The organism is Shewanella sp. 10N.286.51.B2 (assembly GCF_041469265.1).
In the GTDB taxonomy this organism is placed as follows: domain Bacteria; phylum Pseudomonadota; class Gammaproteobacteria; order Enterobacterales; family Shewanellaceae; genus Shewanella.
Window position 1 is genome coordinate 90,670 of the sequence record NZ_JBFRKH010000038.1, and the last position, 12,013, is coordinate 102,682.

General features: G+C 42.3%; 13 protein-coding genes. 11 read left to right on the top strand and 2 right to left on the bottom strand.

Annotated features, from left to right (window positions below; all coding sequences use genetic code 11):
- Positions 1–23: 23 nt before the first annotated feature.
- The 8 genes from hisG to hisIE all read left to right on the top strand — a co-directional run bounded on the left by hisG (position 24) and on the right by hisIE (position 7,305).
- Positions 24–923 (top strand): ATP phosphoribosyltransferase, encoded by a 900-nt coding sequence (hisG, locus tag AB4140_RS10355; protein WP_102437275.1) that lies wholly within the window; start codon positions 24–26, stop codon positions 921–923.
- A gap of 26 nt (positions 924–949) precedes the next feature.
- Positions 950–2,236, top strand: a complete 1,287-nt coding sequence (gene hisD / locus AB4140_RS10360; RefSeq protein ID WP_102476649.1) for a histidinol dehydrogenase — start codon at positions 950–952, stop codon at positions 2,234–2,236.
- Between the two features lie 23 nt (positions 2,237–2,259).
- Entirely contained in the window at positions 2,260–3,327 is a 1,068-nt protein-coding gene (hisC, locus tag AB4140_RS10365) for a histidinol-phosphate transaminase (protein WP_102476616.1), read from the top strand.
- 126 nt (positions 3,328–3,453) lie between these two features.
- Positions 3,454–4,521: a bifunctional histidinol-phosphatase/imidazoleglycerol-phosphate dehydratase HisB gene (gene hisB, locus AB4140_RS10370; RefSeq protein ID WP_102437271.1), complete on the top strand. Its 1,068-nt coding sequence runs from the start codon at positions 3,454–3,456 to the stop codon at positions 4,519–4,521.
- A gap of 9 nt (positions 4,522–4,530) precedes the next feature.
- Complete coding sequence (gene hisH / locus AB4140_RS10375; RefSeq protein WP_102437269.1) at positions 4,531–5,169, top strand: imidazole glycerol phosphate synthase subunit HisH; 639 nt, start codon at positions 4,531–4,533, stop codon at positions 5,167–5,169.
- Entirely contained in the window at positions 5,166–5,903 is a 738-nt protein-coding gene (gene hisA, locus AB4140_RS10380) for a 1-(5-phosphoribosyl)-5-[(5-phosphoribosylamino)methylideneamino]imidazole-4-carboxamide isomerase (RefSeq protein ID WP_372000859.1), read from the top strand. Before hisH ends, hisA begins: the two co-directional genes overlap by 4 nt.
- Positions 5,885–6,658, top strand: a complete 774-nt coding sequence (gene hisF / locus AB4140_RS10385; RefSeq protein ID WP_102437265.1) for an imidazole glycerol phosphate synthase subunit HisF — start codon at positions 5,885–5,887, stop codon at positions 6,656–6,658. The genes hisA and hisF overlap by 19 nt, the downstream gene beginning before the upstream one ends.
- A gap of 23 nt (positions 6,659–6,681) precedes the next feature.
- On the top strand, positions 6,682–7,305 hold the full coding sequence (hisIE, locus tag AB4140_RS10390; RefSeq protein ID WP_372000861.1) for a bifunctional phosphoribosyl-AMP cyclohydrolase/phosphoribosyl-ATP diphosphatase HisIE: 624 nt from the start codon (positions 6,682–6,684) through the stop codon (positions 7,303–7,305).
- A 123-nt stretch (positions 7,306–7,428) separates the two neighbouring features.
- Here hisIE and AB4140_RS10395 read toward each other — a convergent pair whose 3' ends face one another.
- Positions 7,429–7,875, bottom strand: coding sequence for a DUF4826 family protein (locus AB4140_RS10395; protein ID WP_102437261.1), 447 nt, complete (start codon positions 7,873–7,875; stop codon positions 7,429–7,431).
- Positions 7,876–8,136: 261 nt separating this feature from the next.
- On the opposite strand from AB4140_RS10395, the gene AB4140_RS10400 reads away from it, so the two are divergent.
- From AB4140_RS10400 to AB4140_RS10410, 3 genes are all read left to right on the top strand, one after another.
- Positions 8,137–9,168: a Glu/Leu/Phe/Val dehydrogenase gene (locus tag AB4140_RS10400; RefSeq protein ID WP_076537679.1), complete on the top strand. Its 1,032-nt coding sequence runs from the start codon at positions 8,137–8,139 to the stop codon at positions 9,166–9,168.
- Positions 9,169–9,517: 349 nt separating this feature from the next.
- Positions 9,518–9,940: a CBS domain-containing protein gene (locus AB4140_RS10405; protein ID WP_102476614.1), complete on the top strand. Its 423-nt coding sequence runs from the start codon at positions 9,518–9,520 to the stop codon at positions 9,938–9,940.
- Between the two features lie 254 nt (positions 9,941–10,194).
- Positions 10,195–10,539, top strand: a complete 345-nt coding sequence (locus tag AB4140_RS10410; RefSeq protein WP_102437257.1) for a hypothetical protein — start codon at positions 10,195–10,197, stop codon at positions 10,537–10,539.
- Positions 10,540–10,689: 150 nt separating this feature from the next.
- Here the strand turns inward: AB4140_RS10410 and AB4140_RS10415 are convergent, their stop codons facing one another.
- On the bottom strand, positions 10,690–11,082 hold the full coding sequence (locus tag AB4140_RS10415) for a PliI family lysozyme inhibitor of I-type lysozyme (protein WP_102437255.1): 393 nt from the start codon (positions 11,080–11,082) through the stop codon (positions 10,690–10,692).
- Between the last annotated feature and the right edge of the window lie 931 nt (positions 11,083–12,013).

Consider the following 12,013-nt stretch of genomic DNA (forward strand, 5'->3'; position numbering starts at 1 on the left):
TCAATTTTATTAGAGGCTTCATTATGAGCGAAAATAACAGACTACGTATCGCAATCCAAAAATCTGGCCGACTTTCAAAAGAGTCTCAAAAGCTATTAAAAAGCTGTGGCGTTAAATTCAATGTTAATGAGCAGCGCTTGATTGTGCACGCTGACAACATGCCAATCGATTTATTGCGGGTACGTGATGATGATATTCCGGGTCTAGTTATGGATGGTGTGGTTGATTTAGGGATTATTGGCGAGAATGTTCTAGAAGAAGAACAAATAGAGCGTCAATCACTGGGTAAACCATCAGATTGCGTTAAATTACGCGAACTTGATTTTGGTGCTTGTCGTTTATCACTGGCGGTGCCTAATGAATTTAGCTACCAAGATGCCACTTCTTTAGAAGGTTTACGTATTGCCACTTCTTATCCCAACCTGCTACGTCGTTATATGCAAGAAAAAGGCATTAATTACAGTGACTGTATGCTTAAAGGTTCAGTTGAAGTCGCACCACGTGCAGGCCTTTCTGACGGGATCTGTGACTTGGTTTCAACTGGTGCCACCCTTGAAGCCAACGGCTTATACGAAACTGACGTTATCTACCGTTCAATGGCTTGTATTATCCAATCAGCACAAGAGCAAGTGCCTGCTAAACAAGCACTTATCGATAAAATATTATCACGCATGAATGGTGTGGTTCGCGCTCGCGAAAGTAAATATATCCTGCTACACGCGCCAACTGAAACATTAGATCAAATTGTGGCTTTATTACCGGGCGCTGAAAACCCAACTGTGCTGCCATTAAACGATGATAGCAATCGAGTTGCTGTTCACGCTGTCAGCACTGAAGATTTATTCTGGGACACGATGGAAGAATTAACCGCCTTAGGGGCAAGTTCAATTCTAGTTATGCCAATTGAAAAAATGGCGGGGTAGCCTTTATGGCAAATGTGAAGCAGCAAATGCAAATTCTTCAATGGACCAAGCTTGATGCTAAGGCGCAGCAACAAGCCTTAGCTCGCTCGCCATTAATTGGTGATTATAGTGTTGAGCAAACCGTGCGCGACATAATTAATGCTGTGGTTAAAGACGGCGATCAAGCGTTAACGCTCTTTAATCAAAAGTTTGATGGCGTTGAAGTCGACACCTTAGGGTTAACTGAGCAGCAAGTTAATGCCGCCTGCGCCCGCGTATCTGATGAGGTGAAGCAAGCCATTGCCGTGGCCTCAGAAAATATTGAACGCTTTCATCAGGCACAAACCTTTAGCCCTATTGATGTTGAAACTCAGCCAGGGATCCGCTGCGAGCTTCGCTCTGAAGCTATTGAAAATGTGGGTTTGTATATTCCAGGCGGCAGTGCGCCGTTGATTTCCACTGTAATGATGCTAGCGCTGCCGGCAAAAATTGCTGGATGCCAACAACGGGTTTTAGTTAGCCCGCCACCAATTAATGATGCCATTGTTTACGCAGCAAAAGTATGCGGCATTACTGAGATATATCAAGTTGGCGGCGCACAAGCAATTGCCGCCCTCGCCTTTGGCACTGAAAGTATTCCTCAAGTAGACAAAATCTTCGGCCCTGGTAATCGCTTTGTGACTGAAGCAAAACGTTTAGTATCCCAAGATGGTCGCTGCAGTGTATCTATTGATATGCCAGCAGGTCCATCAGAGGTATTAGTGATTGCCGACAAAGACGCTGAGCCTGCGTTTGTTGCGGCAGATTTATTATCACAAGCTGAACACGGCCCTGATTCACAAGTTATGTTAGTTACTGAGTCTATGGCGTTAGCTGAAAAAGTTAATATGGCGCTTGAGTCTCAATTAAAGACCTTATCGCGCAGTGATATAGCCGCTCAAGCACTGAGCTGTAGTCGCAGTATTATTGTGAATGATATTGAGCAAGCGGCTTTAGTGTCTAATTTATATGGGCCGGAGCATTTAATCATTCAAACCAACAACCCACGTGCAGTTCTAAAACAAGTTCGCGGCGCAGGTAGCGTGTTTCTGGGTGCTTATACCCCTGAATCTGTTGGTGATTATGCTAGCGGCACTAACCATGTACTGCCGACATACGGTTATAGCCGCTCTGTATCAAGCTTATCCCTTGCAGATTTTAGCCGCCGCTTTACCGTACAAGAACTGAGCGCCCAAGGATTACAAAGCTTGGGTGAGACAGTGATGGTATTGGCTGAAAATGAATTACTCGATGCCCATAAGCAAGCCGTTGCCATACGTTTAAACAGCCTGTGAAATAAAAGTGAAGTGAGATTAGGATGATGACTGATTCGATGAATACGCCAATAGCAGCCAGACTTGCACGACCAGAACTGCTTGAGTTAACGCCTTACGAAAGTGCAAGGCGTATTGGCGGTCAAGGTGATGTATGGATAAACGCTAACGAGTCGCCATTTAACAATAATGAACTTGATAAGCTCAACCGTTACCCTGAATGCCAGCCAGCAAGTTTGATTAATGCTTATGCTGAATACTCAAAAGTGAGCGCAGATAAAATTGTCACTTGCCGCGGGGCTGATGAAGCTATCGAATTATTAATAAGAGCATTTTGTGTTCCTGCGGTTGATAGTATTGCGTGCTTTGGCCCCACTTATGGCATGTATGCCATCAGTGCTAAAACATTCAATATTGGCATCACCAACTTATCGCTGACCAAAGATTATCAGTTACCTGATGCTTTTGCCCAGCAAGTCGAGAATGCCAAACTGGTGTTTATTTGTAATCCGAATAACCCCACTGGCACCATCATGGATAAAGACACCATTGAAGCCGCTATTGCTGCTATGCCTAATGCCATTGTGGTGATTGACGAAGCCTACATTGAATTTTCAGCCCAATATTCTGTTGCAGACCTGCTCCCTAAGTACCCTAATTTAGTGGTGTTAAGAACATTATCAAAAGCCTTTGCACTGGCTGGCGCACGTTGTGGGTTCTTAATGGCAAATACCGACATCATTGATTTAATCATGCGAGTCATCGCGCCCTATCCGGTGCCTTTACCTGTTCAACAAGTGGCAGAAAAAGCCTTATCCGCAAATGGTATCTCCTTGATGCAACAACAGGTTGAAGCACTAAAAGTGCAAGGTAATAGATTATCCGCAACCTTAACTGAGTTTGGCGCCAAGGTATTACCTGCCAATGGCAATTTCATCTTAGCGGAATTTGAGGATGTAGAACGGGTCGCCGTCGCACTAAAACAAGCGGGCATTGTCGCAAGAGCCTACAAAGACAACAGACTTGCTTCGCGTATTCGTTTTAGTTTTAGCTCACCAGCCGATACCGATAGATTAATCACTATGTTCAGAACGCTAAAAACTCACTCTTAAACTAAATACAAAAAACGCTCAACCCCTATTAAAAATATAATCGCTGGATAAATAGCTACTCATAACGCATTAAATTAAGACGTTAACGTCCTGCGAAACAGAATGATAAAAATTGAAGGAAGTAAGATGAAACAGAAAATACTCTTTATCGACCGAGACGGTACTTTAGTTGAAGAACCAGCAGTAGATAAACAGCTCGATCGTTTAGACAAATTGGTGTTTGAGCCACAGGTTATCCCTTCTCTGCTTAAGCTACAAAAAGCGGGCTATCGCTTAGTCATGGTGTCTAATCAAGATGGTTTAGGCACAGACTCATTTCCACAAGCTGATTTTGATGCACCACATAACATGATGATGGACATTTTTTCGAGCCAAGGGGTGATATTTGATGATGTGGTTATCTGTCCTCATTTTGATGCTGACAATTGCAGTTGTCGTAAACCCAAGCTTGGCTTAGTCAAAGATTACTTAACCCAAGGTAAAGTGGACTTTACGACCTCTGCTGTTATTGGCGATCGCCACACAGATATTGAACTGGCTAATGCCATGGGTATTGCCAGCTTTCAATATCAGCGCGATGGCTTAGATTGGTTAGCTATTACCGATGCACTGCTCAATAAAGGCCGCACATCAGAAGTGGTTAGAACCACCAAAGAAACTGACATTAGAGTCAATGTGAACCTAGATGACACCAGTAAAGGCGTTATCAACACCGGCATTGGCTTTTTTGACCACATGCTTGATCAAATACAAACCCACGGTAATTTCAAAATGGACGTCACTGTTGATGGCGATTTAGAAATTGATGATCACCACAGCGTAGAAGACACCGCCCTTGCCATTGGCGATGCACTGCGCCAAGCATTAGGTGATAAGCGTGGTATAGCCCGTTTTGGTTTCAGTCTGCCTATGGATGAAGCCAGTGGTGAGTGTTTAATGGATATATCAGGTCGTCCTTTTATCAAATTCAATGCTGATTTTGAGCGTGAAATGGTCGGTGAGATGGCCACAGAAATGGTACCGCATTTCTTCCGCTCATTTGCTGATGGCCTTCGATGCACCTTGCATATCAGCACCACGGGCGACAATGATCACCACAAAGTGGAAGCTTTATTTAAAGTGCTGGGCCGCACCCTTCGTCAAGCCGTGAAAGTTGAAGGTGATATTTTGCCATCAAGTAAAGGCGTCCTGTAAGGAGTGAGTATGAATACTGACACTACTGTGATTTTAGACACTGGCTGCGCCAATTTAAGCTCGGTGCGCTTTGCCTTTGAACGCTTAAATGCCGACGTTATCGTGTCACGTGATCATGAGGTTATCAAAGCTGCCACCAGAGTAGTACTGCCTGGCGTAGGAACAGCTGGCGCTGCTATGGATGCCCTCAATAATCGTGATTTAACTGAGGTTATTAAACAGCTCAAGCAACCGGTTATGGGTGTTTGTCTTGGCATGCAAATGATGGCTGACAAGTCTATCGAACACGGTGGCCGCTCAGAAGCAGGCCGCAGTGACAATGATATTACTTGCCTTGGTTTAATCCCAACACAAATTGATCATCTTGATAGTAAAGGACTACCACTACCTCATATGGGCTGGAACCAAATAAGCGTGTCAGATCATCCGCTATTTGAAGGGATAGAAGATGGCAGTTACGTGTACTTTGTCCATAGCTTTAAGGCACCGATAAATAAATACACCATCGCGACATCAGAATACGGTGAAAAGTTTAGCGCCGCCATTGGCAAAGACAATTTCTTTGGGGTCCAGTTTCACCCAGAAAAAAGCGCCAATGTCGGCGCCAAAATATTACAAAATTTCCTAAATATGGGGAAACCAGCATGATCATTCCAGCAATCGATTTAATTGATGGCCAAGTAGTGCGTTTGTACCAAGGTGACTATGCCCAGCAAACCACTTTTAATTTAAGCCCATTAGCACAATTACAGTCATACCAAGACCAAGGCGCAAAGCTATTACACATTGTTGATTTAACTGGTGCGAAAGACCCTGAAAAACGCCAAATAGCACTCATTGGTGAATTAGTAGCGGGCCTGAGCACCGACATACAAGTTGGCGGCGGTATTCGCAGCGAACAGCAAGTTAAAGAGCTGCTTGAGCTAGGAGTTAAACGAGTCGTTATTGGCTCTCTCGCAGTTAAAGAACCAGCATTAGTTAAAAACTGGTTGCTAAAATACGGTAGCGAAGCCATTTGTTTAGCACTTGATGTCAATATTAACCAGCAAGGCGAGAAAATTGTTGCAGTCTCTGGTTGGCAAACTGGTGGCGGGAAATCACTTGAATCCTTAGTCAGTGAATTTAAAAACGTTGGCCTTAAACATGCTTTAGTCACTGATATTAGCCGTGATGGTACCCTTCAAGGTGCTAACAATGAGCTTTATCAAGAGCTAGCAACCACCTACCCTGACATCAACTGGCAAGCATCAGGTGGCATTGCCTCACTTGATGATGTCGCTGCGGTGAGAGACAGTAACGCCGATGGTATTATCATAGGTAAAGCACTACTTATTCAAAACTTTACCGTTGAGGAGGCAATAACATGTTGGCCAAACGCCTAGTACCTTGCCTTGATGTGCGCGATGGCCAAGTGGTCAAAGGAGTGCAATTTCGTAATCATGAAATTATCGGTGATATTGAGCCCCTTGCTGCGCGTTACGCCCAAGAAGGCGCCGATGAATTAGTCTTTTACGATATTACCGCCAGTGCCCATGAACGGGTCATAGATAAATCCTGGGTTAGCCGGGTTGCTGCGCAAATTGATATTCCGTTTTGCGTCGCTGGCGGCATTAAAACCATTGAGCAAGCTCGGCAAATGCTGGCCTATGGCGCAGATAAAATCTCCATCAACTCGCCAGCGCTTACAGATCCTAGCTTGATATCAAGGCTTCAAGATGAGTTTGGCCGTCAATGTATTGTGATTGGCATTGATTCATTTTATGACGCCGACTCAAACAGCTATAAAGTAAAGCAATTTACTGGTGATGAAGCCGCCACTAAAGACACCCAATGGTACACCCAAGATTGGGTTGAAGAAGTCCAAAAACGCGGCTGTGGTGAAATTGTTTTAAATGTAATGAACCAAGATGGTGTGCGCGGTGGTTACGACATTACACAACTGAGCATCGTCAGAGCCATATGTGATGTACCATTAATAGCATCCGGCGGTGCTGGCACCATGGCACATTTCAAAGAGGTGTTTGAACAAGCGAATGTCGATGCCGCCCTTGCAGCGAGTGTGTTTCATAAAGGCATTATTGATATCAATGAATTAAAACAATACCTAGCCCAGCACAAGATCGCGATCAGGCTATAACTTACAAAACAACAGAGAACACTATGACAACACAAATTACCTTTGATGGCAGTAAGTTAGATTGGGAAAAACAACAAAACTTAATTCCTGCTGTAGTGCAAAACCACCTTACCGGTAAAGTCTTGATGCTAGGTTATATGGACCCAGCAGCACTGGCTAAAACCCTTGAAACAGGCAAAGTCACCTTTTTTAGTCGCTCAAAACAGCGCTTGTGGACAAAAGGTGAAACCTCAGGCAATACCTTAGATTTAGTCGCCATCGATCAAGATTGCGATAAAGACAGCTTGCTTGTGCAAGTCATCCCTAATGGCCCAACTTGTCATACCGGCACAGAAAGCTGCTGGGAAGATGGTAATGCCCATAGCTTTATCGATAACTTAACCAATGTGATTATTTCTCGCAAAGGCCAAAGCGCCGAATCAAGTTATACCGCATCTTTATTTGAGCGTGGCACCAAACGAATTGCCCAAAAAGTCGGTGAAGAAGGTTTAGAAACAGCACTAGCGGCAGCCACTAATGATAAAGAAGAATTGATCAATGAAGCTTCAGATCTAATGTATCACTTAATCGTGTTACTTGAAGATCAAAAGCTATCAATGGCACAGGTAAACCAAAACCTAATGCAGCGTCATCTAAATAGTAAGTAGTAGATAAGCCACTTTCTATAGCGTGAATTATTTACTGCAGATTAGGCAACAAAAAAGGCACTATCAAGTGCCTTTGTTATTTTTATTGAAAACAGCTAATTACGGCGTTTTCAAATATAGCTGCTAGGCTTGATCAGCCCAAAGTTTTTCATCACCATGCATCTTATAAAGACTTTCAGCACGAGACACTAATAAGTTAGCAAACTTCAATTGAGTTTCATCTCGGGTCACCCCTGACTTATGTAGGTTTTCTGCTTTAAGTTGCCACATCATTGAAAAATGACGAATCGCATCGCGAGCAGTTGCAGCAACTTTAACATCAACATAATCAGACGGTAAATCACCAGACATCACCCAAAATGTTTGCTTAGTTGGCTGCTTGGACTCCATTTTCCAAATCGCTAAATAAGGCACTAAATAACGGCTTTCATCAGCAATGACTTTTGATGGTATTACACCTTTTTCAGCGAGAAATCGGTTCGCTTTTTGAAATTGTGTTTTTACCCATTCCTGTCTTAATTGCTCAGGATCTTGTTGCGCAGTTGTCGGCTCAGCCACTGATTCACTCATACTACCTTCCTATTTTATTGTTATTTGTTGTCATCATTAATTCAACAATTGCACTCATTTTCAGCTCAAAATGTTACGAAACGATTAAAAAGTTTACGTTTACGTAAAGTGGCAAGCAAAATTGCCACGTAGATCACAAAATTAAATGAATCTAACTTTGTTGAGAGTATCGCTAAATGCTATCGTTCTGCAATAAATATCATAAGCCGTCGTTAATCAGCAGTGGTTGACGACTAATAAATCGCACAGCGGAGATCACAAGTGGCTCTATTTAATCATGTCTCGTTTGATGAACACGAACAGGTCGTGTTTTGTAACGACAAAGAAAGTGGCTTAAAAGCAATTATTGCCATTCACAATACTAACCTTGGGCCAGCAGTTGGCGGGTGTCGTATGTGGAACTACGATTCAGATGATGAAGCACTGACTGACGTATTACGTCTTTCACGTGGTATGACTTATAAAAATGCACTTGCTGGATTAACCATGGGTGGCGGTAAGTCAGTGATCCTTGCCGATCCTAAAACTACAGATCGTGAAGCGTTATTCCGCGCTTTTGGCCGCTGTATTCATACACTTGGCGGTAAATATTTTTCAGCGGAAGATGTTGGCGTAACCACAGCCGATATCATGATTGCTCATGAAGAAACCCCATACATGGCAGGCCTTGAAGGTAAAAGTGGTGATCCTTCACCTTATACTGCTTTAGGTACCTACCTTGGCATTAAAGCAGCGGTAAAACACCAACGTGGTCTTGATAGCTTAAAAGGCCTTAAAATTTCAGTTCAAGGTGTGGGTCATGTGGGATATTACTTATGTAAACACCTGCATGAAGAAGGCGCTGAATTAATCGTAACTGATATTCATCAAGCATCACTTGATAAAGTGGCGACTGAATTTGGCGCGACAGTGGTTGCTCCACAAGACATTTATACTCAAGATGTTGATGTGTATGCGCCATGTGCTTTAGGTGCCACTATCAATGACACGACTATCCCGTTATTAAAAGCAACGATTGTTGCAGGTTGTGCCAATAACCAATTAGCAGAAGTACGCCATGGTGAAACATTAAAAGACATGGGAATTTTATACGCCCCTGACTATGTCATTAATGCTGGCGGTATCATTAATGTTTCGTTTGAAAGTGACTATGATGCAGCTAAATCAACTCAAAAAGTTGAAGAAATCTACAACACGCTACTAAAAATATTTAGCCAAGCTGATGCAGAAAACCGCACCACAGGCGATGTTGCTGATGATATGGCACGTGCCATTATCAATGGCGCAAAGTAACTGTTAGCGCAGTTGATTTAATAGCAGCCGATTAAGTAAAAATACTTAAACGCACATTAATTGCTAAAGAGCACCTATTTAAGGTGCTCTTTTTGTTTCCGACTTCTGACAGGTCAATAAATTAACTTTATACCCATCTTGAATCAATTTTAAATTTATCTTTCAATTCCTGTTTAAACTCAGCTGTTAACTCAGCGATAACTCAGCGATAACTCAGAAATAAGCTTTGAAAGCTTTGAACTGTACACCTCAAAGTAGCTGAATTTAACCTCATAAACTGTATCTTAATTTGATATTTGTTGTCGCTGCAATTGTCTGATATAACTTAATAAAGGAATGGGAGGAAGCGATGAAAACAATTGAACATGTAATGAGTCCTCGAGTTGTCACTGTTGAAATGGATGACAGAATAACTATCGCTAAAAACATTTTTGATAATATGCCATTTCATCATTTAGTGGTGAAGGATGAGCATAATCAAGTTGCAGGTGTTTTATCACGAAAAGATTTATTTAACGCCATAAGTCCCAATTTAGGCACAGCTGCCGAGTTAACCCGCGACATTGATACACTGCAAAAACGAGTTCATCAAGTAATGTCACACCATCCGATCACCATAGGGCCAGAGATAACAATTGAACAAGCCTCACAAATATTACTAACTGAAGGTATAACTTGTTTACCAGTACTTAAAAACCAACAGCTTATTGGAATCGTAAGCTGGCGAGATCTGCTATCTCATTATTGTCATTTAGGCTGCAGCGCCGCTTAAAAAGGCATCTAGTGATTGCAGGTATATCACTCTCCACTTATTCGCCCCTTGAGCTTAAAATCATTGCCAATCTCAAGTGTGGCCCCCTGTATTACGCCGAATATACAAGTATTGTCAGCTTTTGAAATAAAAAATATTTTCCTTATCTCAACAAGTACATAGTCTAAGATTCAAAAATAGTTCATCTGATAAACTGGAAAACGTCATATTTGTCTGCTTATCTTAAGGTAGCTTTAGCAGCCAAGGAGTAGGTCATGACAAGTTTTACATATCAGCTGAATCAAGAGAAAATTGAGTTGCATGCCAGTGACTGGAGTGGTGTTGAGCGAGTATTAGTTAACGACAAAGTGGTTTCAAGCAAAATTAACTTTGGTCAACGTAGTACTCACCAAATTAAGCTACAAAATGGCAAACCTTGCATGTTGCAGTTGCTTATTGATCCCCAAACTGAACAGCTTACCTGTCGGGTGTACAAGCAAAACGAATTGATTGCCAATTTGAAAGAAGGTAAAACCAAGCTGTTAAGCAGTAAAATTATTTTTGAAGCCAGTGTATTACTCGCCTGTTTAGCAAGCTTAGGGCTTTACTGGATGAGTTAGAGGCTTATTGGCTAGTGTGCCTTTGACTTGTTAAATTAACAAGGCTGCTAAAATCTATCTCTCCACACAATAAAAGCCACTTTAAGTGGCTTTTTGGTTATTTATTCATTCATTGAATACAACATAGGAATAAAGGCCGTAAATGCCCTATTAGCATAATGACAAGCTGTCATTATTGATACAAACCAGCTGCGTGTTTTCATAATTACCGCTACCTGCAGTTACTGTGGTAATGGTTATTTTGCGAAGCGGTTCAGACTCAATAGCCACCGACAATATGGTGCCATCTCGGGCAATAATCAGCCCATCAATAAAATCTCCCACATTTAAGTCAGCATATAATTTAATGCTCATAGTACCAATTGATCGTGGTTCAAGCCGCCCTTCTGCAATCACGACCGTTTGATTATTATCCAGTGGATACGCTTTAATAAAGGTGCCGCTAGTTGAGGTGGATATCTGATAACCATCCTTAGCATAGGAAGGACTAGCAAGGAACAAAAGCACAGCGCTTATTAACATCATTAATTTTAACTTCATCATGTCACCTATATATCAGTCAGTAAACTTAACTATAGCAGTTGTTTAGACTTCTTAAAGCAAGATCTCTTTCAAGCTAGATAGTAACTTTCTAACTTACTTTTGATGGCAGATATTAGCTTGCTAAAGCGTTTATGCCCCATAGCCATTTTGAATAAATCAACGTCGCGGTACTGAGTTCACAGCAGATTTATAACGCTGGATTTCACTTAATTTCCAAACTCCGTTTGGATTAACGTCGTGGCGCTTCGCCCCTTCTTTTGCAAAGAGCAGAGTCAAGGGGGAAAGCGCACACATTTTACAAAAGAAGCCCTTAACAATCCCTCAGCACCCCAACGAAAAATGCTGAAAAACGCATGATTTTCGACGGGGATTGATCCAGCTTCTGACTTCGTTTGTAGACTGCTTCGGTCTTATTCAAAAATGCTAGCGCTTCCGATGGTGCATCCATGCACCGCGAAAGCTAGCTTGGCATCCATGCCAAGCTCACGGCTTTTCTCGATGACCTCAATTCATATTGAGTCTTTTAGCTGATTAGATTCTTGGTATTTTTAGCTTTTTAATTGCAACAAATAAAGTCAAATCGAAGAGAGAATAATTCCAGTGTAGATGCAGCAGCCAGCTTCTGACTGCCAAGGATGGAGGGAATGTCATTATTTGTAGGGAACAAATATGACCAAAACATGGCGAAGTTTCACAGTGTGAAACGCTCTAAGCGAGAGGCATGGATGCCTAACTGGCCGTTTAACATGGATGTTATTTGTTTTCGCAGAGCCCACAGGGATGTGTTCACGGCGTGTCTTGGATGCATCTGCACATAAGCCTGCGGCAGGCAATGGATTAGATTGGAGTAATGGCCTGCTGTAACTGAGCCAATTTAAATGAAGTATAAAGTTAGTGATCGTAACACATTTATGCCCCAAAACGTGTTTGA